Below are 24,721 nucleotides of genomic sequence, written 5' to 3'. Positions count from 1 at the left end.
CGCCCAAGCAGCGGCTTCGCCAGAACAACGATCCAACCATGCCAGTCGAGAGGCAGCACGCGACACGCCCTCGATCCGCACGCGACGCGAAAAAGGCCGCCCCCGCGCAGGCCCGGCCGTCCTGCAGGGTCTCACCGCAGCGTGTTCACCCCATGCTGCGCGCGGCCTTCCGGTCCGCAACCCTGAGCGACAGCCGACCTTCCAAATAGGCCCCGAACGCACGCCAACAACGATGCCGACAGTATCGAGCGGTCGCATCACCGCCGCCGCGTGATCGTCTGCGTATTGGTATATTCCGCCAAGCCTTCCAGCCCGCCTTCCACGCCCAGGCCGGACTGCTTCATGCCGCCGAACGCGGCGAACGGCGTCAGATGCTGCGCCTCATTGACCCAGACGGTGCCGCTCGCGATCCGTTCGGCGACCGCATAAGCGGCGTCCTCGTCCGCACCCCAGACCGATGCGCCCAGACCATATTCGCTGGCATTGGCGCGGGCGATCACGTCCTCGACGTCGTCGAAGCGGATCAGCGGCAGCACCGGGCCGAACTGCTCTTCCTGCACGATGCGGCTGTCTTCGGGCGGATTGTCGATGATCGTCACTGGGATGAAATAGCCCGGCGCGTCGGATGCCTCACCGCCGACGAGGAACGTGTAGCCCTTGTCCTTCGCGTCCGCGATCAGGCTCAGCACGCGCTCATATTGCAGTCGGTTGTTGATCGGACCGAACTGCGTGCCCTGTTCCGAACCGTCGCCCACCTTCACCGTCTTGGCATAGGCGACCAACGCCGCCTTCAACGGTTCGTACACGGCCTCGTGCACGTACATCCGCTTCGTCGCGATGCAGATCTGGCCGTTGTTGGTGAAGGCCGCCCAGAACAGCTTTTCCGCAATCGCCGCGACGTCGGCGTCGGGCATCACGATTGCCGGATCGTTGCCGCCCAGTTCCAGCGTCACGCGCTTCAGCGTCGCCGAGGCGCTCTGCATGACCCGGCGGCCGGTCGCGGTCGATCCGGTGAAGCTCACCTTGTCGATACCGGGATGCTCGGTCAGCCACGGTCCCAGCCGATCGCCGCCGGTCACCACGTTGAGCACGCCAGCAGGCAGGATCGTCGCGGCCAGCTCGCCGAACTTCAGCGTGGTCAGCGGCGTGAACGGCGACGGCTTCAGCACCATCGTGTTGCCCGCGAGCAGCGCCGGCCCAACCTTGAACATCGCGAGGATCATCGGGAAATTCCACGGAGCGATGGCGCCCACTACGCCGATTGGTACATGCCGCGTCTCGCTGTAGCGTTCGGCCGTATCCTCGTTGACCGTTACCGGCAGGTCGAGCGTCGCTGCACCCTTCAGCCACATGCCCGCGCCGCCGACTTCGCCCTGGGCATCGGCGTGGGGCTTACCCTGCTCGCGCGTCAGCAGGCGCTTGAACGCATCGAGATTGGCGAGGATCGCATCGCCCAGCGCGTCGATCATCCGGCGGCGTTCCGCGATCGGCGTCGCCGCCCAGCCGGGGAAGGCATCGCGCGCCGCCTGCACCGCCGCATCCAAATCCTCGCGCGACGCCTCCGGCGCCTGTGCGATCACCGCTTCGGTGGCGGGATTGACGACGTCGAATGTGTCCGAGCCGGGCACCGACCGGCCGCCGATGGTCATGGTGTAGGGACCGTCGAAATCCATCTCGCTCTCCTGTGCGGCGGCTCCGCGGCAAGCGGGCAGCACCGTGTGCAACGGGCGTAGCAGATCGCCGCAGCCGTGCAGCGGTGCGCGCAAGAAATGTGAAAAAGCGAAACAAGGCCATGCAAAGCACCGGACGAAGGGCTGCGCTACACAACAGCATGGAAGAGGCCACCCGAGAGCCTCTCCATCACAAGGAGAGGACCATGATGTCCAGGTTCGCCACGGCCCTGCTTGCCGGCGCCGCACTGACATGTCCTGCGATGGCGCAGGCCCAGATGCAGCCTCAGTCCACGAACAGCACTGATCCGGTCGCGACCCCGCCGGCCGCCCCCGTTGCGGATGACCAGCAGCAGCCCGCCGCCACCCCGGATCAAGGCGGCGACATCGTCGTCACCGCGCAGCGCCGCGAACAATCCGTCCTCGCCGTGCCGATCGCGATCTCGGCCATCGGCAGCAACACGCTGACGACGAAGGGCATCACCAATTCGGCGAACCTCGCCGCCGCAGTGCCCAACCTGCAGGTCAGCAGCCCCTATGGCTCGACCCAGCCCAATTTCTCGCTGCGGGGGATCAGCGTCGCCAACGAATATAATTCGAACCAGGCCTCGCCGATCGGCGTCTATGTCGACGACGTGTACCTCGCCAGCCGCACCGCGCACGGCATGGGCCTGTTCGATCTCGAACGCGTCGAGGTGCTGCGCGGTCCGCAGGGCACGCTGTTCGGCCGCAACACCACCGGTGGCGCGATCAATTTCATCACCAAGGGGCCGACGCTCATCGGCAGCGAAGGCTATGTCGAAGGCGGCTACGGCAACTTCAACACCTACACCGCGCAGGCGGCGATCGAGACGACGATGGTCGAAGACCAGCTCGGCCTGCGCATCGCCGGCAATTATGCCAAGGGCGATGGCCAGATCGAGAACGTCTTTCCGGGCGGCCGCGACGGCAATTCGCAGGACACGCTGCAGGGTCGCGCGACCCTGCGCATCCGCCCGGGCGCCGGCCCGCTCGATATCAAGCTGAAGGTCTATGGCGGACGCGACCGCGGCGCGCAGGCGGCGATCCATGGGCTGCTGCCCTATCGCACGGGCCTCGGCTTTTTCCAGACCAATGAAAACCGCATGGGGCTGAACCGCACCGAAGCCTATGGCGCATCGGCGACGATCGCCTACGAATTCTCGCCGAAGCTGACCTTCACCTCGATCACCTCGCGCGACGGCGGCAAGCAGAACCTGCAACAGGCTGCGGACGGCTCGCCGCTCGACGTGCTCGACATCAACTGGCGCTCGTCCTTCCAACAGTTCAGCGAGGAAGCGCGCTTCAACTACAGCGCCGACCGGCTGAAGCTGGTCGCCGGCGGATTCTACGGCTGGGATCAAGTCACCACCGACAATACGTTCAACATCGGCCAGGCGCTCGGGCCGAACGTCAACGGCGGCTTCTTCCAGCATTACCGCCAGGTGCGGCGCAGCTACGCCGTGTTCGCGCAGGGCGATTACGACCTCACCAGCCGCCTCGTGCTGACGCTGGGCGCGCGCTACACCTGGGATCGCAGCCAGTATCGCGACGGCTATGCCTATCTGTTCGCCGGCAATGTCGGCGGCGCCCAGACGCCGTTGGCGACGACGGTGCCCTGCCCTGGCGTGCCCGGCACCTGCGCCTACAATCCGGCGGCGCGTTTCGCGCTCGACGGCAGGAACAACGCGCTCACCGGCCGCGTCTCCCTCAGCTACACGCTCGACGGCGGCACCTTGGTCTACGCCAGCTACAACCGTGGCTATCGCTCGGGTGCGTTCAACGGGGGCGGCTACACCTCGTCGGCGGGCATCAACTATATCGCGCCCGAACGGGTCAACGCTTATGAGGTCGGGCTGAAGGGCCGCTATTTCGACAATGCGCTAACGCTGACCGCCGCCGCCTTCTATTACGATTATGCCAATCAGCAGGTACAGGACACGCGGCCGGGCCCGGTATCGTTCTTGGTCAATGCGCCCAAGGCGGAAGTCTATGGCGCGGAGGGCGAGGCGCGGCTGCGTGTGTCGCCGGCGATCGTGTTGACCGCTGCGGCGGGTTACCTCCATTCGACGTACAAGCAACTGACGCTCCAGAACACGGTGCTCGACGGCAACGACCTGCCGTTCGCGCCGCGCTTCACCGCACAGGGCGGAGTCGATGTGACGCTGTTCAAGAACGGCACCAACGGCCTCACCGTGTCGCCCAGCGTCGCCTATTTCTCACGCCAGTATTTCTCGCCGTTTAACGCGATCAATGCGGCGGGCACCGGGCAGCGGAACAGCGAGCTACAACAGGGCGGCTATGCCAAGGTCAATCTGACCGCCGCGCTGACCATGGGTCGCTTCACGATCAAGGCGTTCGCCAACAACCTCTTCAACGCGCGCGTCTATGCCTATGGCCTCGATCTGCGCGGGGCGGGCTTCCCCTACAACTTCCTCGTTCCCGCGACGCCGCGCACCTACGGCGGCTCGATCCGGGTGGCGTTCTGATGGCGACGCTCCTCGCCACCGACCTGAAGGACCCCGGCCTGTACGAAGCCGGGGTGCCATGGGATCTGTTCGCGCAACTGCGGCGCGAAGACCCGGTGCATTGGACCCCCGAAAGCGACGGCGCCGGCTTCTGGTCGGTCATGCGGCACGCCGATATCGTCGACGTGTCACGCCAGCCGCAGCTGTTCTCGTCGGCATATGAGAATGGCGGCCATCGCATCTTCAACGAAAACGAGGTCGGGCTGACCGGTGCCGGCGAGTCTGCGATCGGCATCCCCTTCATCTCGCGCGATCCGCCGATCCACACCCGCTATCGCAAGTTCATCATGCCGGCGCTGTCTCCCGCGCGGCTTGGCGATATCGAGGCGCGCATCCGGACGCGGGTCGCAAAGCTGGTGGCGGACATCCCGCTCGGCGAGACGATCAATCTGGTCCCGGCACTCGCCGCGCCGCTGCCGCTGATGACGCTGGCGGAGCTGCTCGGCGTGTCGATCGACCTATGGCCCAAGCTGTACGACTGGACCAATGCCTTCGTCGGCGAGGACGATCCGGAGTTCCGCCAGAGCCCCGAAGCGATGGGAGCGACACTGGGCGAATTCTTCGCCTTCGGCCAGGAGCTGTTCGAGGCGCGCCGCGCCGAACCGACCGGCGACATCGCCTCGCTGCTCGCCAATGCCGAGATCGACGGCGCACCGGTGCCGTTCCGCGATTTCATCGGCAATCTGATCCTGGTGCTGGTCGGCGGCAACGAAACGACGCGCAACTCGCTCAGCCACAGCGTTGCCGCCTTTTCGGCCAACCCGGACCAGTGGGATGCGATCCGCGCCGACCGCGACGTGCTGAAGACCGCCGCGCCGGAGATGGTCCGCTATGCCAGCCCCGTCATGCACATGCGCCGTACCGCGATGGAGGACACGATCGTCGGCGGTCAGGCCATCGCGAAGGGCGACAAGGTCGTGCTGTGGTACATCTCTGCCAATCGCGACGAAAGCGCCTTCCCCGACGCGGACCGCTTCGACGTCCGCCGCAAGGGCGCGCAGCATGTTGGTTTCGGCGCCGGCCAGCACGTCTGCGTGGGATCGCGCCTTGCCGAAATGCAGCTGCGCATCGCGTTCGACACGCTCGCCGATCGTGTTACATCGTTCGACGTGCAAGCGCCGCCGCGACGGTTCCGGTCGAACTTCATCAACGGCCTGAAGAACCTCGACGTCATCCTGCGGGCTGCGTGATGGAGAGGGACGCGACGGGCATGCCCAGCAACGAAACGATCATCGCCAAGACACTGGGCCGCGCGCCCGATCGCAGCGTCAACATCGGTGCGTGGCAATTCGCCCGCTGGCGGCAGTTCATCGGCAGCTACGAACTGCCTGCGCTGGTCGATCCCGTCTTCGTCGTCCATGTCGGCGGCAAGCCCGACACCCGCCTGTGGGAAGCGGATCAGTGGAGCAAGTCGCGCTCGATCCCCGGCTGCGCGACAATCGTGCCCGCAGGGGTCAGCACGGGCTGGCGGATCGACGGCGAACTCGACGTCGTCACCGTCTCGGTGCCGATCGACGAGTTGCAACGGCAGAGCGCGGTCGAACAATTTCGCGCGATGCGCTTCGCCTTCGCCGACCCGCTCGGCATCGCGCTGACGCGGCAAATCCTCGGCGAATTATACGCCGCGCAGACCGACGAACGCGCGAACTACATCGATACGCTGCTCGGCGCGCTGCGCGCGCACACGCTGCGGGGCACCACGCCGGTCACCGACGCCGCCTTCCCCAGCACCGATTTCTCCGCCTATCGCATCCACCAGATCATGAACGACATTCTCGCCCATCCCGAAGGCGATCATACGCTGGAGGCGCTGGCGCAGCGAGCGGGCCTGACACCATCGCATTTCTGCCGTGTGTTCAAGAAATCGACCGGCACGACGCCGCACCAATATGTGATGAAAGCGCGTCTCGATCGCGCGCAGGAACTGCTCGGCGCATCCGACATGTCGATCGCCGCCATCGCCGACCGGCTGGGCTTCACCAGCCAGAGCCATTTCACCCGAGCCTTCCGCCAATATGCCGGCCAGACGCCCAGCGGCTGGCGCCATACGATCCAGTAGGGACAGTCATGCAGACCATCGCCGCGGTTGCCCGCACACCCAAGGGCGCATTCTCGATCGAGGAGGTCACGGTCGAAGCACCGCGAGCCGGCGAGGTCCGCGTCAAGATCGCCGGGGTCGGCCTATGCCACACCGATCTAGTCTTTCGCGACCAATTCGCCCCCTATCCGCTGCCCGCCGTGCTTGGCCATGAGGGCGCCGGGGTGATCGAAGAGGTCGGCGATGGTGTCGAGGGGCTGGTTGTCGGCGACCGAGTCGTCCTCGGCTTTTCCAGCTGCGGCCATTGCGCGCGCTGCCAGGACCATTTGCCCAGCTATTGCCGCGATTTTCCGCCGCTGAATTATGCCGGCATGCGGCTGGAGGATGGGTCGACGGCCTATTCCGCCGGTGGCGAGGCGATCGCCTCGCACTTCTTCGGACAGTCGAGCTTCGCTGCCCAGGCGATCGTCCGCGCGGGCAATGTCGTGAAGGTCGAGGATGCGGACGCACCGCTCGAAATCCTCGGCCCGCTCGGCTGCGGGTTCCAGACTGGCGCCGGCGGGGTGATGCGCTCGATGGCCTGCCCGGCGGGCAGCTCGATCGCGATCATCGGCGGCGGGCCCGTTGGTCTCGCCGCAGTGATGGGCGCGAAAATCCAGGGCTGCACGACGATCGCACTGGTCGAACCCGTCGCGGCACGCCGCCAGATCGCGCTGGAGCTCGGCGCCACCCACGTCATCGACCCCAAATCCGGCTCCGTCACTGAGGCGTTGCGTGCCATCATCGCCGATGGCTTCGACTTCGCCTTCGACACTAGCGGCCGGGTCGAGGCGATCGAGGCGGCGCTCGGCGCGCTGGCCTCCCGCGGCATGATCGGACTTGTCGGTGTTCCCCCGAAGGCGGAGGATGCCGTCTCGATCAACATCGCCGCGATGATCACCTTCGGGCAGCGCGTCGTCGGGATCATGGAAGGCGACAGCGATCCGCAGACCTTCATCCCGCAACTGATCGCGGCGCATCGCGACGGTCGCTTCCCGTTCGATCGGCTGGTCCAGACCTTCCCGCTCGCCGAAATCAACGAAGCCATCGCGGCCCAGGCGCGTGGCGAATGCATCAAGGTCGTGCTCATCCCCTGACCCGGCCAATCGACATTGAGATCATCGGCGGCTGCCATGCCGTCGATGCCGAATGCCGGACCGCGCAAACCGTCAACGGCGCTGTGATCGGTATGCAAGCCACCGGCAACGATTCGCAACGCGCTCGACGATGCTACGACAGCGCTGAAAACGCTGACGAGCAGCTGACGTAGCGCGATCAGCGGCAGTATTGATCGCGCAGGATGCGCTTCAGCAACTTGCCCGTTGGCTCGCGCGGCAATTCGGCCTGGAACACCACGCACTTTGGCGTCTTCACCCCGCCCAATTCGCGCCGGGCAAAGCTGCGCAGCTCCTCCGCCAGCGCATCGTCCGCCTGCACGTTTGCGGCCGGCTGCACGATCGCGAGCACGCTTTCTCCCATCTCGTCGCACGGTACGCCGATCACCGCGACATCGGCGACCGCGGGATGCGTCACCAGCAGATTTTCGATTTCCTGCGGATAGACGTTCACCCCGCCCGAAATGATCATGAAGCTCTTGCGGTCGGACAGAAACAGATAGCCGTCCGCATCGACATGCCCGATGTCGCCCAGCGTCGCCCAGCCTGAACCATTATGGGCCTCCGCCGTCTTCACCGGATCGTTGAGATATTCGAAGCGCGGCCCTTCGCCGAAAAAGACATTGCCCGTTTCGCCGGGCGGCAGCTCGACGCCCGCATCGTCGACGATGTGGATATTGCCCAGCACCGCGCGCCCGACCGACCCCGGCTTGCGCAGCCATTCCTCGCTCGACAACGCGGTGATCCCGCAGCTTTCGGTGCCCGAATAATATTCGTGAACGATCGGCCCCAGCCATTCGATCATCGCGCGCTTGACCGGCACGGGGCACGGCGCCGCCGCATGCACCACTGCGCGCAACGACGATACGTCATAGCGGCGGCGCACCGCATCGGGCAGCTTTAGCATACGCACGAAATGCGTCGGCACGAACGTCGCCTGCGTCACCCGATGCTGCTCGATCAGGCGCAGCGCGTCCTCCGCGTCGAACCGCTCCATGACGATCACGGTCCCGCCCAGCTGCTGCACCGCCATCGCCCAGCGCAGCGGCGCCGCGTGATAGAGCGGTGACGTCGACAGATAGATGCTGTCCGAACCCATGCCGTACAGGCCACTGCCCATCCGCGTCAGCGGCGTGTCCGCACCGATCGGCCCGGTCGGCAGCGCCGCCTTCACCCCCTTCGGCCGCCCGGTGGTCCCGGAGGAATAGAGCAGATCGGTCCCCGCGCTTTCGTCCGGGATCGGGGTGATCGGCCGCGCCGCCACTGCCGCGGACCAGTCCGCCAGCCCGTCGCACGCGCCCGTCCAGCAATAGGCCGGCACATCCGGCGCCTCTGCCAAAGCCGCCCGCGCCAGTTCGGCATAGGCTGGCGAGACGACCAGCAGCTTCGCCCCGCAATCGCGCAGGATATAGGCGATGTCGCGCGCGCTCAGCTTGTTCGAGATCGCGGTCTGGTACAGCCCGGACCGCTGCGCCGCCCAGCCGAACACGAACACCTCGGGCGCATTGGCGAACACGGTTGCGACGACATCGCCACGGGTCAGGCCCAAAGCCCGCAACTGCCACGCGCTGGCATTGGACTGCGCATCCAGCGCGGCGAAGCTGATTCGCTCGCCCGACGTCGCCAGCACGATCGCGGCCTCTTGCGGATGATGGACGGCATGGTCTGCCGGATGCATCGCACCTCTCCCTTATCGTTATGACCAGGTCGAACCACAGCGCAGCATCGCCCCGCAATCGCAGCGCAAGAAATGTGAAAAGCGGCGCGAGTGCCGGGCAAAGCCCAAACGCCTCCCGTCCGCTATCCCGGCAGGTACGGCGACCCGACAACCGGGCGCTATTGGAGAGGCAGACGTGATCCTGACCGAAGACCAGATCGCCATCCGCGACATGGTACGTGCCTTCGCGCAAGATCGTCTTCGCCCGGCAAGCGCCGGTTTCGAAGCTGCGGGCGGCTACCCGCCGAATCTGTTCCGGCAGCTCGGTGACCTTGGCCTGATGGGCATGACCGCGCCCGCCGCCGCCGGCGGGGCCGGCACCGATTACGTCTCTTACGCCCTTGCCCTGATCGAGCTCGCTGCGGCCGACGGCGCACTGTCGACGATCGTGTCGATCCAGAATTCGATCATGGTTTCGGGCCTGCTCAAGGACGGCAGCGAGGCACAACAGGCACACTGGCTGCCGCGACTGGTATCCGGCGACGCGATCGGCGCCTTCGCGTTGACCGAGAGCGATGCGGGCTCGGATGCCGCGGCGATCCGTACCAGTGCAACGCGCATCGATGGCGGATGGCGCCTGAACGGCGCCAAGCAATTCATCACGTCGGGCAGGATCGCCGGGGTGGCGATGGTGATCGCCGTCACCGATCCCGCCGCGGGGCGCAAGGGCATGTCCGCCTTCCTCATCCCCACCGACACGCCCGGCTATATCGTCGACAAGGTCGAACATAAGCTCGGCCAGTCCGCCTCCGACACCTGCGCGCTGCGGTTCGTCGACTGCGACGTCCCGGCCGATGCGCTGCTGGGCGAAGAGGGCCGCGGCTATGCCATCGCGCTCGCCAATCTGGAGGCGGGACGCATCGGCATCGCCGCCCAGTCGGTCGGCATGGCCCAGGCCGCGCTCGACATCGCCGTCGCCTATGCCCGTGATCGCCGCAGCTTCGGCAAGCCGATCATCGACCATCAGGCGGTCGGCTTCCGCCTCGCCGACCTCGCGACGCAATTGGAAGCGGCGCGACAACTCGTGCTGCACGCCGCAGCGCTGAAGGACGCGGGCGAGCCTGCACTGACCGCCGCATCGATGGCGAAGCTGTTCGCGTCGGAGGCAGCCGAAAGGATCGTGTCCGGCGCGATCCAGACGCTTGGCGGCTACGGCTATCTCGAGGAATTCGGCCTCGCCCGCATCTATCGCGACGTCCGCGTCTGCCAGATCTACGAAGGCACGTCGGACATTCAGCGTATGGTGATCGCCCGCGCCCTGTGATGGCGCCCTCCCAAACCCACCAACCCGGAGAGACGACAGGATGAACATCGACGGCATTGCGGCGATCGTGACGGGCGGGGCCTCCGGCCTCGGCGGCGGCACCGCCAGACGGCTTGCGGCACAGGGTGCCAAGGTCACGATCTTCGATCTCAACGCCGATCTCGGCACGGCGCTGGCGCAGGAGATCGGCGGGCATTTCGTTCGCGTCGACGTGACCGACGAACAGGCGGTCGCCGATGCCATCGGGCAAGCGGAGGGCATCAACGGCAAGGCACGCATCCTGGTGAACTGCGCCGGCATCGGCCCGCCCGCGAAGGTGATCGACCGCGACGGCAACGCGCTGCCGCTCGCGTCCTTCTCGAAAATCGTGACGATCAATTTGATCGGCACGTTCAACGTCCTGTCAAAATTTGCGGCAGCGCTCCACACCGCGGCGCCGATCGGCGAGGAACGCGGCGTCGTCATCAACACCGCCTCCGTCGCCGCCTATGACGGTCAGATCGGGCAGGCTGCCTATGCCGCATCCAAGGGCGGCGTGGTCGGCATGACGCTGCCGATCGCGCGGGAACTGGCCCGCTACGGCATCCGGGTGATGACGATCGCGCCCGGTATCTTTTGGACGCCGCTGCTCGCGACGCTGCCGCAAGAGGCGCAGGACAGCCTGGGTGCGCAGGTGCCCTTCCCCAGCCGCCTCGGCCAGCCGGACGAATATGCGCGACTGGTCGAATCGATCGTGACCAACCCGATGCTTAACGGCGAGACGATCCGCCTCGACGGCGCGATCCGGATGGCGCCACGATGACCGCGCCCACCGAACGGGCGCGTACGATCGGCGCGGCGGTCGAGGCCTTCGTCCGCGATATCGTCGCACCCTACGAAAGCGACCCGCGCCGCGACGCACACGGGCCAAGCGACGCACTGGTCGGCGAATTGCGCGACAAAGCGCGCGCGGCGGGCGTGCTCACCCCCCACATCCTGCCCGATGGCACGCATCTGACCCAGCGCGAGACCGCCTATGTCCTGCGCCGGTCCGGCCTGTCCCCGCTCGGCCCGATCGCGGTCAACACCGCCGCGCCGGACGAGGGTAACATGTACCTCCTCGGCAAGGTCGGCAGCGACGATCAGAAGCGCCGCTTCCTCGATCCGCTGGTGCGCGGCGACGCGCGTTCGGCGTTCTTCATGACCGAACCGGCGGCAGACGGCGGCGCCGGTTCGGATCCGTCGATGATGCAGACCACCGCGACGCTCGACGGCAATCACTGGGTGGTCAACGGTCGCAAGGCGTTCATCACCGGCGCCGAGGGCGCGAAGGTCGGCATCGTCATGGCGAAGTCGGATGCCACCGACGGCACCGGGGGCGCCTGCATGTTCCTGGTCGATCTGCCCGACCCGGCGATCACCATCGAACGCGTGCTCGACACGATCGACAGCTCAATGCCCGGTGGCCATGCCGTGGTGCGGATCGACAATCTGCGCATCCCCGCCGACCAGATGCTGGGGCACAGCGGCGAAGGGTTCAAATATGCCCAGATCCGCCTCGCCCCTGCCCGGCTGTCGCACTGCATGCGCTGGCTCGGCGCGTGCGTCCGCGCGCATGAGATCGCGACCGATTACGCCAATCGCCGGCACGCCTTCGGCAAGGTGCTGATCGATCACGAAGGCGTCGGCTTCATGCTCGCCGAAAATCTCATCGACCTGAAACAGGCCGAATTGATGATCGACTGGTGCGCCGACGCGCTGGACGGCGGTGCCAACGGCGGTCCGGAAAGCTCGATGACCAAGGTCGCCGTGTCCGAAGCGCTGATGCGCGTCGCCGACCGATGCGTGCAGGTGATGGGCGGCACCGGCGTCACCGGCGATACGATCGTCGAACAGGTGTTTCGCGAAATCCGTGCCTTCCGCATCTATGACGGCCCGACCGAAGTCCACAAATGGAGCCTCGCCAAGAAGATCAAGCGCGACTGGAAGGCGGCGCAGGCATGACGCACCGCGACATCCGGATCGCGCGCGAAGCGCAGTTGACGCTTCCCCGGCTCGAAGCGAACACTGCGCTGAACGCCGAAGCGCATGACGCACTGGCCGCGTTCGATGCCTTCGCCGCCAGGCGCGCGCCCGTCTGGACCGGGCGATGACCGAAGCGCTCAGCCAGACCGCCAACGCAGGCACCACCGCGGTCCGTGACGCCCACCGTTTCGACGAGGCCGCGCTCGCCCGCTGGATGACCGAACACGTCGATGGCTTCGCCGGGCCGCTGATCGTCGATCAGTTCAAGGGCGGCCAGTCCAACCCGACCTATCGCCTGACGACGCCCGGCGCCGCTTATGTCGTGCGCCGTAAACCGCCGGGACCGCTGTTGAAGGGCGCACACGATGTGTTGCGCGAAGCGCGCATACTCACCGCGCTGGCGAACACCGACGTGCACGTCGCGCCGGTCCGCGGCATCTGCGCCGACGAGGGCGTCATCGGCACGCCGTTCTTCGTGATGGGGCTGATCGAGGGGCGGATCGTCTGGGATGCGACCTTCCCCGACGTGCCGCGCGAAGACCGCGCCGCCTATTTTGACGCGATGAACGCGACGCTCGCGGCCCTGCACAGCGTCGACTATGCCGCCGTCGGCCTCGGCGATTACGGGCGGCCCGGCAATTACTTCGCGCGGCAGATCGCCCGCTGGTCGAAACAATATCAGGAAGATGCCGACGCCGGCCGCGATGCGGACATGGATGCCCTGGTCGCATGGCTGCCCGCCAACATCCCTGCGGATGACGAGACGCGAATCGTCCACGGCGATTTCCGCTGCGACAACATGATTTTCCACCCCACCGAACCGCGCATCCTGGCGGTACTCGACTGGGAACTCTCCACGCTTGGCCATCCGCTCGCCGATTTCGCCTATCATGCAATGATGTACCGGATGCCGCCCGACATCGTCGCCGGGCTGGCCGGCGCGGACATCGCCGCGCTCGGTATTCCCAGCGAGCGGGATTACATCGCCGCCTATTGCGCACGCACGGGCCGCGCCGCCATTCCCGACTATGATTATTACGTCGCCTTCAACATCTTCCGCCTCGCTGCGATCTTCCACGGCATCAAGGGCCGCGTGATCCGCGGCACCGCCGCCTCCGCTCACGCCCGCGAGCGCGCCGCGGCCTTCCCCCGCCTCGCCCGTCTGGCCCGCCAGGCCATGGAGAGTTGCCGATGAGCACCATCCTGCTGCGCCGCGACGGCGGCATCGCGCATCTCACGCTCAACCGACCAGACGCCGGCAACGCGATCGACCCGACGCTGGCCGAAGACCTCGCCAGTGCCGCGACGGACGTCGCCGCAGATCCTGCCGTCCGCTGCGTCTTGCTCACCGGCACCGGACGGCTGTTCTGCGCGGGCGGCAATGTCGGCGGCATGGCGGCAGCGGGCGAGGATGCGCCGCGCTTCCTGCGCGACCTAGCCGATACGCTGCACGGCGCGGTCGTGACGATGGCGACGATGGCCAAGCCACTCGTCGTCGCGGTCAACGGTCCCGCCGCCGGCGCCGGCCTCAGCCTCGCGCTGTTGGGGGACGTCGTGATTGCGTCGCGCTCGGCGCATTTCACCGCGGCCTATATCGGCATAGGGCTCACCCCCGACGGCGGGATGAGCTGGCTGCTGCCCCGCCTCATCGGCCTGCGACGCGCCCAGGCGATGATCCTCACCAACGCTCGCATCGGCGCAGAGGAGGCGGAGCGCATCGGCCTCGTCACCCGCACCGTTGCCGACGCCGATCTGGCGGACGAAGCGCAGCGCACCGCGCAGGCGCTGGTCGCCGCCCCCACCGCCGCGATCGCGGCCGCGCGAAACCTGTTGCTCGAGGGCGCGACCGGCACGTTGCGCAATCACCTCGACGCGGAAGCCGCGACCATTGCCGCCGCCGGCGCGCATCCCGAATCCCGCGAAGGGGTCGCAGCCTTCCTCACCCGCCGCAAACCCGTTTTTCCAGGAGCCTGATCATGGCCGATGCCTATATCGTCAACGCGGTCCGCCTTCCCGGAGGCCGTCGCAACGGCCGGTTGTCGACCATCCATCCGGCCGACCTCGCGGCCAGCGTCCTCGACGCCCTCATCGATTCCACCGGCATCGATCCTGCTGCGATCGAGGATGTCATCATGGGCTGCGTCACCCAGGCGGGCGAACAGTCCTTCGCCTTCGGTCGCAACGCCGTCTTCGCCTCGAAACTGCTCGACAGCGTGCCCGCGGTGACGATCGACCGCCAGTGCGGCTCGTCGCAACAGGCGATCCAGTTCGCCGCGCAGGCGGTCATGTCGGGCACGCAGGATATCGTTATCGCGGCCGGCGCCGAAAGCATGAGCCGCGTGCCGATGTTTTCCAACATGTCGCTTCACAAGAAGGAAGGCATCGGGATTGGCCCGGTCAGCGACAGCATCGCCGCGCGCTTCGGCGTCGCCGAATTCAGCCAGTTCGACGGCGCGGAAGCGATCGCCCGCAAATACGGCTTCGATCGCGAGACGCTCGACCGCTACGCGCTGGAAAGCCATCGCCGCGCCGCCGCTGCCACCGAAGCGGGCGCATTCAACGCGGAGATCGTGCCGATCATGGTCGACGACGAACCGCATTGGCGCGACGAGGGCATCCGCATGGACACCACGCTCGAAGCGATCGCCTCGGTGAAGCCCTTACGCGAAGGCGGTGTCATCACGGCCGCGAATGCCAGCCAGATTTGCGACGGCGCCAGTGCTGTGCTGGTCGTCAACGAACGCGCACTGAACGCGCACGGCCTGACGCCGATCGCCCGCATCGTCGATCTGACCGTCACCGCGGGCGATCCCGTCATCATGCTGGAAGAACCCTTGTTCGCGACCGACAAGGCGCTGCGCAAGGCCGGCCTTTCGATCGACGATATCGATCTGTACGAGGTGAACGAGGCGTTCGCCCCGGTGCCGCTCGCCTGGGCGAAGCATGTCGGCGCCGATCCCGACAGGCTGAACGTCAACGGCGGCGCGATCGCACTCGGCCACCCGCTGGGCGCGAGCGGGACGAAGCTGATGACCACGCTGATCCACGCGCTGCGCGCGCGCGGCAAGCGCTATGGCCTCCAGACCATGTGCGAAGGTGGTGGCATCGCCAACGTCACCATCGTCGAGGCGCTCTGATGGCGCTGCGCACACGCATCACCGACCTGCTCGGTGTCGAACATCCGGTCGTGCAGGGCGGCATGATGTGGGTCGGCCGCGCCGAACTGGCCGCGGCGGTGTCCAACGCCGGCGGCCTCGGCATCCTCACCGCCCTCACCCAGCCGACGCCCGACGATCTGCGCCGCGAGATCGAACGCTGCCGGACGATGACCGACAAGCCATTCGGGGTGAACCTCACCATCCTCCCCTCGGTATCCCCGCCGCCCTATGCCGACTATCGCCAAGCGATCATCGACATGGGTGTCACCATCGTCGAAACCGCCGGCCATCGGCCGCAGGAGCATGTCGAGCATTTCAAGGCCCACGGCATCACCGTCATCCACAAATGCACTGCCGTCCGCCACGCGTTGTCGGCCGAGCGGATGGGCGTCGATGCCATTTCGATCGACGGCTTCGAATGCGCCGGCCACCCCGGGGAGGACGATATTCCCGGCCTCGTCCTGATCCCCGCTGCCGCCGACAGGGTGCGCGTACCGATGCTGGCGAGCGGCGGTTTCGGCGATGGCCGTGGCCTCGCCGCCGCGCTCGCGCTCGGTGCCGATGGCATCAACATGGGCACACGCTTCTGCGCGACGGTCGAAGCGCCGATCCACGACGCCGTGAAGCAGTTCATCGTCGCCAATGACGAGCGCGCGACCAACCTGATCTTCCGCCGCTTCCACAACACCGGCCGCGTCGCCAAGACCAGCGTCTCCGATCGCGTCGTCGATCTGTCGAACCACCCCGAAACGACGTTCGAGGACATCCGCCCGCTGGTATCCGGCGCGAACGGGCGGATTGCGCTCGACACGGGCAACATCGACGCGGGTCTGATCTGGGCCGGCCAGATCCAGGGCCTCATCCACGACATTCCGACCTGCCGCGACCTTGTCGCGCGCATCGTGCGCGACGCCGAATGGATCATCGCGTCGCGCCTGACGAACTGCATCGTCGCGCCGCAGGAGATGGCCGCATGACCGCGATCACCGTCATCCTGCGCGACGGCACCATGCGCCAGGTCGAAGCCACGGCAGGCATGAGCGTCATGGAGGCGATCCGCGACGCCGGCATCGACGAACTTCTCGCGATGTGCGGCGGATGTTGCTCCTGCGCCACCTGCCATGTCTATGTCGAAGACGGCGACGACACGCTGCCACCGATCAGCCCGGACGAGGACGATCTGCTCGACAGCAGCGATCATCGCCACGCGCGCTCCCGCCTTTCGTGCCAACTGATCCTGACGAATGCCGACGCGGCCCTCCGCGTCCGCATCGCCCCGGAGGATTAGCCATGGCCGAAGCATCCGGGCCACTCGTCGGCCTTCGCGTGGTGGAGTTCGTCAGCATCGGTCCCGGCCCGCATTGCGCGATGCTGCTCTCCGATCAGGGCGCGGACGTCGTGCGGATCGATCGCCCCGGCGGCAACGGCTGGCCCAATCCGATCATGGATCGCGGCCGTACGGTCATGACGCTCGACATCCGTGGCGACGAAGGGCGCGAGCAGGCGCTCGCCCTCTGCGACAAGGCCGATGTGCTGATCGAAGGCTTCCGCCCCGGCGTCATGGAGCGCCTCGGCCTCGGGCCCGACGTCCTGTGCGGGCGGAACGACCGGCTCGTCTACGGCCGGATGACGGGGTGGGGGCAGGATGGCCCGCTCGCCCAAACGGCCGGCCACGACATCACCTATATCGCCATGACAGGCGCGCTCGCCGCGATGGGCCATGCCGGCGAACGGTCGCCCCCGCCGCTCAACCTGGTCGGTGACTTCGGCGGCGGCTCCATGTTCCTCGCCTTCGGCATCATGGCCGCCTTGTGGGAGCGCGAACACTCCGGCCGCGGGCAGGTGGTCGACGCGGCGATCGTCGACGGCGTCAGCAACCTCATGACCATGTTCACCGGCCTGACGCCATCCGGACGCATCTCGCTGCACCGCGACCGAAACCCCCTCGCCGGCGCCGCCCCCTATTACCGCACCTACGTCTGCGCCGATGGCCGTCAGATCGCCGTCGGCGCGATCGAACCGCAATTCTGGGCCCGGCTGCTCGCGACGCTGGGCATTGCCTGCGAACGCCCATCGGACCTGCAACGCGAGGCGGCATGGCCCGAAACCACACGGCTGCTCGAAGACGCATTCGCCAGCCAGCCTCGCGCCTACTGGACAGCCCTGTTCCGCGGAACCGACGCCTGCGTCTATCCCGTCCTCACCACGCAAGAGGCGGTCCACGACCCCCATCTCCAGGCGCGCGGCACGTTCGTCGATTACGACGGCATCACACACACCGCGCCAGCCCCACGCTTCTCCCGAACACCAGGCGCCATACAGGACGCGCGAACCGCCGATCACCTGGACACGCCATGGAACGTCGCCTGATGCGGGCGTGAGGAGACGTCTCGCCCACTCGCAGTCGTCCGAGGCTGAGCGCTCGGCCGCATGACCGAGCGTTGGCCTACCGCGCGTGCTGACGGGAAGCGGAGAGGTTGAACTCTAGCTTGAGCTAATCAGGCACAACGACAAAGGTCAGCCCTTGTCCCAGAGCAGCTCGAACCGTTTCACCACAGAACAGTATGCCGCATGGGCCAGTCTTCAGGCAAGCGTCCCATCGCCTAAACGGCTGAACCCTGACGCCAACACACACCATGTTTTTGCATGTAATTTCACGTCGGATCATCCAAAGCGCTTTAATTAGGAGGACCACGCACCCGTCGCGTGAGAAGGCACCGCGCGGACCTACACGTGGCCGCTGGCGGCGGCCACGCGTCGACCGGTCAAAAGCCCAGCCGGACAGACATGCTGGGCCGCGCTGCCACCTCGGCCCTCAATCGCGTTACGAGATCCGCCGCATCGGCGGCGGGCCAAAACCGCAACTGCCGCGCCACCACAGCGAAGTCGCCGGGTGTCAGTCCTTCCACGGCGCGCAGACAGGCCGGGGCGGGCTCTCCGAAAAAACGCTGGAAGGCCGCGGCAGCCCGTTCGGCACCGAGCGGTTTCAGCCGAAGTTTGAAGACGAACCGCCGCAATGTCGCCGGGTCCAGCCCCGCCTCATGGTTCGTCGCCGCGACGACCGGCAACGGATGCAGGTCGAGCCACGTCAGCAGTTCATTGACCTGTCCCACTTCCCAACTCGTTCGCGCCGTACTGCGGTCGAACAGCAGCGAGTCCGCCTCGTCGAACAACAGCACCGCCTCACGCCGCCGCGCCTCGGCGAAGGCATCGGCGATCTGCGCCTCCGTCTCACCGACCCATTTGGACAGCAGGTCGGATGCGCGCTTGACCAGCAGCGGCCGGTCGAGCGCCCGTGCCAGATGATGCGCGAAGGCGGTCTTGCCGGTGCCCGGCGGACCCGTCAGTAGCAGCGACACGTCGCCTGCCCCGCCACCATCTGCCATGGCCGCGAATAGGCGATCGACCGGCCGATCGGTTTCAAACAGGTCGAGGTCGAACGCCGCCGGGCCGGGCGGTGGCAGCGTGCCACCCCGCAGTGCCCGGACCAGCGCTTCGGCCGCGACGATGCCGCCATCTTCTTCACCGGCCAGTTTACCCGCACGCGCCGCCATCCGCAGAACCGTCGCTGCCTCTGGTGCGGCGTCGAGCAACGTGGCGAAGGCAGGACCGGGCGTTACATTCTCCTCTCGCGCCACCCGGTCGAGCATCGCCGCCGCTGCCGCGCGCGACGGCAGGTCGAGCCGCAGCACAAAGCTCATCCGCCGCAGGATCGCCGCATCGACATTGCCGATCGCGTTGGTCGTCCAGATCACCGGCACCGGGTTGGCCTCCAGCAGCCGGTTGACGAAGACCTTGCTGCCCTCGCGCCGACTGAACCAGTCGCCGCCCGCGGACGGACTGGCATCGCCGATCAGGTCCTCCATCTCGTCGAACAGCAGCACCGCTGGTCCCCGCCCGCCGAGCAGACGTTGTGCCAAGGCCAGCGCCGCGACGCGTTCCCAACGGCGGGGTTCCTCGCCGTCCTCGTCCGCCTCACCCACACCGTGCAACACCGCGCCTGCTGCTGCCGCCAACGTACGCGCGAGCTCGGTCTTGCCGGTGCCAGGCGGGCCGTAGATCAGGATGTTGACCCCCGCCGCCGACTCGCCCAGCGCACCGCGCAGCAGGCGGATAAGAAAGTCGATCGGTTCGACATGCGCAAAGGCGTCGAGCCCCAGCGTGGCCGCTTGCCGCCGACCGACCAGCGTGTCGAGCATCGCCTCCTCGCTCGCTGGAGCCCGGTCGAGCAGACGTTGCAAGGTCCAGCGGATCTCGACATCCGCCTCACCCTCACGGGTTGCTGTGAAGCAGGCCAGGCCCAGCCGCGTGACCGCACCCCGCCGCGCCGCGCGGTCCGCGTCCTCCGCACCCGCCCCGGCCATCTCGCCGAGGAGTTGCGGCAGGTCATGCCCGTGACGGCTGAGCAATCGCGCCAAGGCACCAACGCGCGGCAGTCGGTCGCACGCGACCATCAGGCGCAGCAGCGCCGCATCGATCGGCGACAATCCCAGCAACCGCGCCAGCGTACCCGCGAGTTCGAGCGCCTCCGCCCGCACCGGTTCCCCACGCGGAGCAGACAGACCGGCGAGTAAGCCTTCCCAGTTCCATTCGCCTTCTATGTCGGGCAGCAGCCAGGGCCGATGCGGCTCCGCCCATTCCAGCAGCGCCTTGGCGAGCGGTGCCGTGGCGGGCAACGCGCCCGCCGTCCGGAGCATCAGGCCCCGGACGATATCCAGTTCGTCCATGTCGTATCCACGCGTCTCTCAGGCCGACGGCGCAAGCGCGCGCGTCGACGTGTTTCCTGTCGAATAGGTGAGGTGCGGCAGGGGCGGATGCCGGCCCGCCGCCAACGTCGTGGGACGTTTACGCGAAAGGCCGGAGACCGCCGACCCGTGCACCGCAATGGGCGGCAAGGTCGAACACAGCATGTCTCCGTACGGCCCGCCAGTTGGTGCGGGCTGACAGGGTTGATAGCAGAAAGTCGTTACGCTCGCAATCCGTCAGCCGATCGTCACGGCATTCGCCCCTCGCGCCTGCTGCTCGAACCGGGTGCGTCGCCCGGTGAAGCGCTCGATCACCGTCGCCGCTGTGCGGGCATGCTCGCTCGGCTTCACCGTGGTGAACACGCCGCCGCCTGCTAGAGCCATCGGCAACAGCAACTGGTCGGCGAGATACGGCCCGGCAAAGGCCTCGCACCCTATATAGCCGCGCATCCGCCCCACCGCCGTCTTCGCGACCCGCTCCGCCGTCACGCCCAGTTGCGCGAAGCCGCTCACAATCTCGGTGACATGCTCGAACTGTGCTTCCAGCAACAGGATGTTGCCCGGCCCCTGTTCGACCGGCAGTTCGCGCATGAAGCATTCGCGCTCTGACCAGTCGAACGCCTTGCGGACTATGGCGATCTCGCGTTCGGCGATCGACATGGGCAATCCGGCGAACAAGGCGCAAGCCGAGACGCCGACCGCCTCGCCGCGCGTCAGGCATTCGATCGGCCTAAGCGGGCCTGGGGCGATGTCCACCTCGATCCGCCCGCCGCCACGCGGGTAGAAGCCATGCCGGACCAGCCGCGCTTCCACCTGCCCGCCCATCCGCAGGACGATCGGCAAGAAGCTGCGCTGGATGAACTCGAACGGCGGGGCCAACATGTTGTGGGTCCCACCCTCCAGCACCAGCCGCGACGGACCGTCGGCGAGCAGCAGCGGCATCAGCACCGTCTGCAACACCAGACCCGTCGATCCCGCCGTTCCGACCGAAAAACGATAGTCGCCGGCCGTCACCCGGCCGGGACGAAAGGTCAGGTCGGACGATCCGACGACCAGCCCCTCGCACGTCGCGCTGCCGATCGCGCACGCCGCCTCGATCGCGGTGACATGCTGACGCATCAGTCCCGGCTTCGATCGCTTGGCGCGGACGTTGGTGATACGGACCGGCTCCCCGGTAACAAGCGACAGCGCGCACGCATTGCGTACGACCTGTCCGCCGCCTTCGCCCTCGCTGCCATCAATCTCGATCATGATATTCACTCTGACCAATGGTGTGCGTCGTCCACGGCCGCCTTGGCGGCCGGTGAAGCGGGGCAACAGGCCCCCGGCCTGTCGCTATCTCCCGCTTCACCCTTTGACGCACACCACCTGTTTCAACGTGTGGACGATCTCAACCAGATCGGCCTGGGCGGCCATCACAGCTTCGATCGGCTTATAGGCCTTGGGCGTCTCGTCGATCACGCCCTCGTCCTTGCGGCATTCGACGCCGGCGGTGTCGGCGATATGCTCGTCGAGCGTCACCAGCTTCTTGGCCGCCGTCCGGCTCATCACCCGGCCCGCGCCATGGCTGCAGCTATCGAACGAGTCCGGGTTACCGAGCCCACGGACGATGAACGACTTGGCGCCCATCGATCCGGGGATGATCCCCATCACGCCCTTGGCCGCGCGCACCGCGCCTTTGCGGGTCACCAGCACGTTCTCGCCGAAGTGGTTTTCGCGCGTGACGTAATTGTGGTGGCAGTTGACCGCCTCCAACTCCGCCTCGAACGGCTTGGCGATGACCTTGCGCATCGCGGCGATGACGTTGGTCATCATCATCCGCCGGTTGAGCGCCGCATAATCCTGCGCCCAACCGACCGCCTCGACATAATCGTCGAAATGGTCGGTCCCCTCCGGGAAATAGGCGAGGTCCTCATCGGGCAGGTTCAGGTGCCATTTGCGCATGTCCTGCTTGGCCAGCTCGATGAAGAAACTGCCAATCGCATTGCCGACGCCACGCGACCCCGAGTGCAGCATCACCCACACCCGCGCCTCTTCGTCGAGGCACAGCTCGATAAAGTGGTTGCCGGTGCCCAGCGTCCCCAGATGCACGAGGTTGTTCGTGTTCTTTAGCCGCGGGTGCTTCTCGCAAATCCGGTCGAACCGCTGGACGAGCGTCGCCCAGGCCGAGACGATCGCAGGCGGCGGGCTGCCCCAACTGCCATTGTCGCGCTTGCCCCGGCCGACGCTGCGACCGTGCGGCACCGCCTGCTCGATCGCCGAGCGGACACCCTCGAGATGATCGGGAAGGTCGCTCGCCATTAGCGAGGTGCGCGCCGCCATCATGCCGCAGCCGATATCGACCCCGACCGCCGCCGGAATGACCGCGCCCTTGGTCGGGATCACCGACCCCACGGTCGCGCCGATGCCGATATGGACGTCGGGCATGGCGGCGACATGCTTGAAGATGAACGGCATCTGCGCCGCCCGCGCCAATTGCGCCCGCGCGCCGTCCTCGACCGGCACGCCACGCGTCCACGCCTTGATCGGCACCCCGCCGGGGACGTCGGTGTATTCGTAAGCGGTGGCGGTCATCGTCTAACTCCTCGGACTTACCTTTGAGGCGGCCGGCCTATTCCGGCCGCCTCTGCCGCGTGTCGAACCATTCAATGCCATGTGATCCGACGAGCAAGGCTTTGCGAGGAGCGTGCCAAATGCCGCGCAACAGTCGAAAATCTTGCCTATCTACTTCGTAATTGGGAATTTTCCCCGCACTTCGATCATGAGCGGGTCAACCTACACCTCAAGCGGTTACGATCGACATGGATCGTAGTTTATCCTATCATATCGCCATGAAGCCCACTGTCGCTATCGGTTTTCTTGGCTCGACGCTCGATGCCGCTAAGTTCGACGCCGGGCGGTGGAGCCGATGGCGGCCGACGGTCGGCCTCACGATGCACGAGGACCTGCGGGTCGACCGGCTCGTTCTGATCCACGGGACCCAGCATGCGCGCCTTGCCGCGTTCGTGGCGCTCGACATCGCCTCCGTGTCGCCGGAAACGCGGGTCGAGATGCAGGTGATGGACTTCGCCGACCCATGGGACTTCGAGGAGGTCTATGGAAAGCTGCTCGACTTCGCGCGAGCCTATCCGTTCGATCCGGATGCGGAAGACTATCTCGTCCACATCACGACCGGTACGCACGTCGCACAGATCTGCCTCTTCCTGCTGACCGAGGCGCATTATCTGCCGGGTCGCCTGCTTCAGACACAGCCTGCCCGTGGGTCTGGCGGCGCGGCGGGGACGTGGAACATCATCGACCTCGACCTGTCGCGCTACGACAGCATCGCCACACGCTTCGCCGCCGACAGCGCCGAGAGCACCAGCTTCCTGAAATCCGGCATCGACACGCGCAACGCGGCCTTCAATGCGATGATCGACGAGATCGAGCAGGTCGCGGTCCGCAGCCGCGCGCCCTTGCTGCTGATGGGGCCCACCGGCGCGGGCAAGAGCCAGCTCGCCCGGCGCATCTACGAACTGAAGCGGGTCAAGCGGCAGGTGAAGGGGCCGCTGGTCGAGGTGAACTGCGCGACGCTGAAGGGTGACAGCGCGATGTCGGCCCTGTTCGGCCATCGCAAGGGCGCCTTCACCGGCGCCGCCGCGGACCGCGCCGGGCTGCTGCGCACCGCCGACACCGGCGTGCTATTCCTCGACGAGATCGGCGAACTCGGCCTCGACGAACAGGCGATGATCCTGCGTGCGATCGAGGACAAACGGTTCCTGCCGGTGGGCGCCGACCGCGAAGTCGACAGCGACTTCCAACTGATTGCCGGTACCAATCGCGATCTTGCCGCCTGCGTGGCGGCGGGGACGTTCCGCGACGATCTGTATGCGCGGCTGAACCTCTGGACCTTCGCGCTGCCCGGCCTTGCCGAGCGCCGCGAGGATATTGCGCCCAACCTCGACTATGAACTCGACCGCCATGCCGAGCGCGAGGGCGACCGCATCACCTTCAACAAGGAAGCCCGCGACCGTTATCTCGGCTTCGCGACCAGTGCCGAGGCGCGCTGGCCGGGCAACTTCCGCGACCTTGCCGCCAGCGTCACCCGCATGGCGACCTTCAGTCCGTCGGGACGGATCAACGTCGACTGCGTCACCGCCGAGATCGCGCGGCTCAAGCGCCTTTGGACGGGCGGGGCGGACGCGCCCGATGCACTCGCCGATCTGCTGTCACCCGAGCAGTTGGACGCGCTGGACCCGTTCGATCGGGTCCAGTTGGCCCATGTGGTGGAGACCTGTCGCGAGAGCCGCTCGCTGTCCGAAGCCGGCCGCACCCTGTTCGCCGCATCCCGCCGTCAGCGCACCTCGACCAACGACGCGGATCGCCTGCGCAAATATCTGGCGCGCTTCGATCTGAGTTGGGCGAACGTGATGGGCGATCGCTGAA

Annotated in this window: 20 protein-coding genes; 15 read left to right on the top strand and 5 right to left on the bottom strand. The window is 66.8% G+C overall.

What is annotated here, in order from left to right; translation table 11 throughout:
• Positions 1 to 257: 257 nt before the first annotated feature.
• The gene (locus ACGVWT_RS10710; RefSeq protein ID WP_315462379.1) at positions 258 to 1,673 is read right to left on the bottom strand and encodes an aldehyde dehydrogenase family protein; all 1,416 of its coding nucleotides are present in this window, start codon (positions 1,671 to 1,673) and stop codon (positions 258 to 260) included.
• A gap of 203 nt (positions 1,674 to 1,876) precedes the next feature.
• Between ACGVWT_RS10710 and ACGVWT_RS10705 the strand changes: the two genes are divergently transcribed.
• Genes ACGVWT_RS10705 through ACGVWT_RS10690 form a run of 4 tightly spaced genes read left to right on the top strand, consistent with a single transcriptional unit; the run spans position 1,877 to position 7,390 of the window.
• The gene (locus ACGVWT_RS10705) at positions 1,877 to 4,177 is read left to right on the top strand and encodes a TonB-dependent receptor (protein ID WP_315462380.1); all 2,301 of its coding nucleotides are present in this window, start codon (positions 1,877 to 1,879) and stop codon (positions 4,175 to 4,177) included.
• Positions 4,177 to 5,406 (top strand): cytochrome P450, encoded by a 1,230-nt coding sequence (locus ACGVWT_RS10700; RefSeq protein ID WP_315462381.1) that lies wholly within the window; start codon positions 4,177 to 4,179, stop codon positions 5,404 to 5,406. The genes ACGVWT_RS10705 and ACGVWT_RS10700 overlap by 1 nt, the downstream gene beginning before the upstream one ends.
• Positions 5,407 to 5,426: 20 nt before the next feature.
• Entirely contained in the window at positions 5,427 to 6,275 is an 849-nt protein-coding gene (locus ACGVWT_RS10695) for a helix-turn-helix domain-containing protein (RefSeq protein ID WP_394426302.1), read from the top strand.
• An 8-nt stretch (positions 6,276 to 6,283) separates the two neighbouring features.
• Positions 6,284 to 7,390, top strand: a complete 1,107-nt coding sequence (locus tag ACGVWT_RS10690; RefSeq protein ID WP_315462383.1) for an NAD(P)-dependent alcohol dehydrogenase — start codon at positions 6,284 to 6,286, stop codon at positions 7,388 to 7,390.
• A 178-nt stretch (positions 7,391 to 7,568) separates the two neighbouring features.
• Here ACGVWT_RS10690 and ACGVWT_RS10685 read toward each other — a convergent pair whose 3' ends face one another.
• On the bottom strand, positions 7,569 to 9,086 hold the full coding sequence (locus ACGVWT_RS10685) for an acyl-CoA synthetase (protein ID WP_315462384.1): 1,518 nt from the start codon (positions 9,084 to 9,086) through the stop codon (positions 7,569 to 7,571).
• Between the two features lie 178 nt (positions 9,087 to 9,264).
• Between ACGVWT_RS10685 and ACGVWT_RS10680 the strand changes: the two genes are divergently transcribed.
• The 10 genes from ACGVWT_RS10680 to ACGVWT_RS10635 are packed head-to-tail and all read left to right on the top strand — an operon-like array spanning position 9,265 to position 17,921.
• Complete coding sequence (locus tag ACGVWT_RS10680; protein WP_315462491.1) at positions 9,265 to 10,389, top strand: acyl-CoA dehydrogenase family protein; 1,125 nt, start codon at positions 9,265 to 9,267, stop codon at positions 10,387 to 10,389.
• Between the two features lie 40 nt (positions 10,390 to 10,429).
• A complete protein-coding gene (locus tag ACGVWT_RS10675) occupies positions 10,430 to 11,191 on the top strand; it encodes an SDR family NAD(P)-dependent oxidoreductase (protein ID WP_315462385.1) in 762 nt (253 codons plus the stop codon).
• The gene (locus tag ACGVWT_RS10670; protein WP_315462386.1) at positions 11,188 to 12,372 is read left to right on the top strand and encodes an acyl-CoA dehydrogenase family protein; all 1,185 of its coding nucleotides are present in this window, start codon (positions 11,188 to 11,190) and stop codon (positions 12,370 to 12,372) included. Before ACGVWT_RS10675 ends, ACGVWT_RS10670 begins: the two co-directional genes overlap by 4 nt.
• Positions 12,369 to 12,521 (top strand): hypothetical protein, encoded by a 153-nt coding sequence (locus ACGVWT_RS10665; RefSeq protein WP_315462387.1) that lies wholly within the window; start codon positions 12,369 to 12,371, stop codon positions 12,519 to 12,521. Before ACGVWT_RS10670 ends, ACGVWT_RS10665 begins: the two co-directional genes overlap by 4 nt.
• Positions 12,518 to 13,588, top strand: coding sequence for a phosphotransferase family protein (locus ACGVWT_RS10660; protein WP_315462388.1), 1,071 nt, complete (start codon positions 12,518 to 12,520; stop codon positions 13,586 to 13,588). The genes ACGVWT_RS10665 and ACGVWT_RS10660 overlap by 4 nt, the downstream gene beginning before the upstream one ends.
• Entirely contained in the window at positions 13,585 to 14,367 is a 783-nt protein-coding gene (locus ACGVWT_RS10655) for an enoyl-CoA hydratase/isomerase family protein (RefSeq protein ID WP_315462389.1), read from the top strand. Before ACGVWT_RS10660 ends, ACGVWT_RS10655 begins: the two co-directional genes overlap by 4 nt.
• Positions 14,368 to 14,369: 2 nt before the next feature.
• Positions 14,370 to 15,530, top strand: coding sequence for an acetyl-CoA C-acetyltransferase (locus ACGVWT_RS10650; protein WP_315462390.1), 1,161 nt, complete (start codon positions 14,370 to 14,372; stop codon positions 15,528 to 15,530).
• The gene (locus ACGVWT_RS10645) at positions 15,530 to 16,528 is read left to right on the top strand and encodes a nitronate monooxygenase family protein (protein ID WP_315462391.1); all 999 of its coding nucleotides are present in this window, start codon (positions 15,530 to 15,532) and stop codon (positions 16,526 to 16,528) included. The genes ACGVWT_RS10650 and ACGVWT_RS10645 overlap by 1 nt, the downstream gene beginning before the upstream one ends.
• Positions 16,525 to 16,839 (top strand): 2Fe-2S iron-sulfur cluster-binding protein, encoded by a 315-nt coding sequence (locus ACGVWT_RS10640; protein ID WP_315462392.1) that lies wholly within the window; start codon positions 16,525 to 16,527, stop codon positions 16,837 to 16,839. The genes ACGVWT_RS10645 and ACGVWT_RS10640 overlap by 4 nt, the downstream gene beginning before the upstream one ends.
• A gap of 2 nt (positions 16,840 to 16,841) precedes the next feature.
• The gene (locus ACGVWT_RS10635) at positions 16,842 to 17,921 is read left to right on the top strand and encodes a CaiB/BaiF CoA-transferase family protein (protein ID WP_315462393.1); all 1,080 of its coding nucleotides are present in this window, start codon (positions 16,842 to 16,844) and stop codon (positions 17,919 to 17,921) included.
• A 395-nt stretch (positions 17,922 to 18,316) separates the two neighbouring features.
• Here ACGVWT_RS10635 and ACGVWT_RS10630 read toward each other — a convergent pair whose 3' ends face one another.
• The 3 genes from ACGVWT_RS10630 to ACGVWT_RS10620 all read right to left on the bottom strand — a co-directional run bounded on the left by ACGVWT_RS10630 (position 18,317) and on the right by ACGVWT_RS10620 (position 22,870).
• On the bottom strand, positions 18,317 to 20,278 hold the full coding sequence (locus tag ACGVWT_RS10630) for an ATP-binding protein (RefSeq protein ID WP_315462394.1): 1,962 nt from the start codon (positions 20,276 to 20,278) through the stop codon (positions 18,317 to 18,319).
• A gap of 255 nt (positions 20,279 to 20,533) precedes the next feature.
• On the bottom strand, positions 20,534 to 21,547 hold the full coding sequence (gene rtcA, locus ACGVWT_RS10625; protein WP_315462395.1) for an RNA 3'-terminal phosphate cyclase: 1,014 nt from the start codon (positions 21,545 to 21,547) through the stop codon (positions 20,534 to 20,536).
• 96 nt (positions 21,548 to 21,643) lie between these two features.
• A complete protein-coding gene (locus ACGVWT_RS10620) occupies positions 21,644 to 22,870 on the bottom strand; it encodes an RtcB family protein (RefSeq protein ID WP_315462396.1) in 1,227 nt (408 codons plus the stop codon).
• Between the two features lie 257 nt (positions 22,871 to 23,127).
• Between ACGVWT_RS10620 and rtcR the strand changes: the two genes are divergently transcribed.
• Positions 23,128 to 24,720 (top strand): RNA repair transcriptional activator RtcR, encoded by a 1,593-nt coding sequence (gene rtcR, locus ACGVWT_RS10615; RefSeq protein ID WP_315462397.1) that lies wholly within the window; start codon positions 23,128 to 23,130, stop codon positions 24,718 to 24,720.
• Position 24,721 lies beyond the last annotated feature (1 nt).

Source organism: Sphingomonas sp. S6 (assembly GCF_043498045.1).
In the GTDB taxonomy this organism is placed as follows: Bacteria; Pseudomonadota; Alphaproteobacteria; order Sphingomonadales; family Sphingomonadaceae; genus Sphingomonas.
This window is presented reverse-complemented; position numbering and strand designations above follow the sequence as displayed.

What these genes read in the sequence shown, in the direction of transcription:
- ACGVWT_RS10685 (WP_315462384.1), bottom strand. Translation starts at nt 9,086, where the DNA reads ATGCATCCGGCAGACCATGCCGTCCATCATCCGCAAGAGGCCGCGATC.
- ACGVWT_RS10710 (WP_315462379.1), bottom strand. Translation starts at nt 1,673, where the DNA reads ATGGATTTCGACGGTCCCTACACCATGACCATCGGCGGCCGGTCGGTG.
- ACGVWT_RS10690 (WP_315462383.1), top strand. Translation starts at nt 6,284, where the DNA reads ATGCAGACCATCGCCGCGGTTGCCCGCACACCCAAGGGCGCATTCTCG.
- ACGVWT_RS10655 (WP_315462389.1), top strand. Translation starts at nt 13,585, where the DNA reads ATGAGCACCATCCTGCTGCGCCGCGACGGCGGCATCGCGCATCTCACG.
- ACGVWT_RS10665 (WP_315462387.1), top strand. Translation starts at nt 12,369, where the DNA reads ATGACGCACCGCGACATCCGGATCGCGCGCGAAGCGCAGTTGACGCTT.
- ACGVWT_RS10695 (WP_394426302.1), top strand. Translation starts at nt 5,427, where the DNA reads ATGCCCAGCAACGAAACGATCATCGCCAAGACACTGGGCCGCGCGCCC.
- ACGVWT_RS10635 (WP_315462393.1), top strand. Translation starts at nt 16,842, where the DNA reads ATGGCCGAAGCATCCGGGCCACTCGTCGGCCTTCGCGTGGTGGAGTTC.
- ACGVWT_RS10700 (WP_315462381.1), top strand. Translation starts at nt 4,177, where the DNA reads ATGGCGACGCTCCTCGCCACCGACCTGAAGGACCCCGGCCTGTACGAA.
- ACGVWT_RS10645 (WP_315462391.1), top strand. Translation starts at nt 15,530, where the DNA reads ATGGCGCTGCGCACACGCATCACCGACCTGCTCGGTGTCGAACATCCG.
- ACGVWT_RS10675 (WP_315462385.1), top strand. Translation starts at nt 10,430, where the DNA reads ATGAACATCGACGGCATTGCGGCGATCGTGACGGGCGGGGCCTCCGGC.
- rtcR (WP_315462397.1), top strand. Translation starts at nt 23,128, where the DNA reads ATGAAGCCCACTGTCGCTATCGGTTTTCTTGGCTCGACGCTCGATGCC.
- ACGVWT_RS10670 (WP_315462386.1), top strand. Translation starts at nt 11,188, where the DNA reads ATGACCGCGCCCACCGAACGGGCGCGTACGATCGGCGCGGCGGTCGAG.
- ACGVWT_RS10660 (WP_315462388.1), top strand. Translation starts at nt 12,518, where the DNA reads ATGACCGAAGCGCTCAGCCAGACCGCCAACGCAGGCACCACCGCGGTC.
- ACGVWT_RS10705 (WP_315462380.1), top strand. Translation starts at nt 1,877, where the DNA reads ATGATGTCCAGGTTCGCCACGGCCCTGCTTGCCGGCGCCGCACTGACA.
- ACGVWT_RS10640 (WP_315462392.1), top strand. Translation starts at nt 16,525, where the DNA reads ATGACCGCGATCACCGTCATCCTGCGCGACGGCACCATGCGCCAGGTC.
- ACGVWT_RS10650 (WP_315462390.1), top strand. Translation starts at nt 14,370, where the DNA reads ATGGCCGATGCCTATATCGTCAACGCGGTCCGCCTTCCCGGAGGCCGT.
- ACGVWT_RS10630 (WP_315462394.1), bottom strand. Translation starts at nt 20,278, where the DNA reads ATGGACGAACTGGATATCGTCCGGGGCCTGATGCTCCGGACGGCGGGC.
- ACGVWT_RS10620 (WP_315462396.1), bottom strand. Translation starts at nt 22,870, where the DNA reads ATGACCGCCACCGCTTACGAATACACCGACGTCCCCGGCGGGGTGCCG.
- rtcA (WP_315462395.1), bottom strand. Translation starts at nt 21,547, where the DNA reads ATGATCGAGATTGATGGCAGCGAGGGCGAAGGCGGCGGACAGGTCGTA.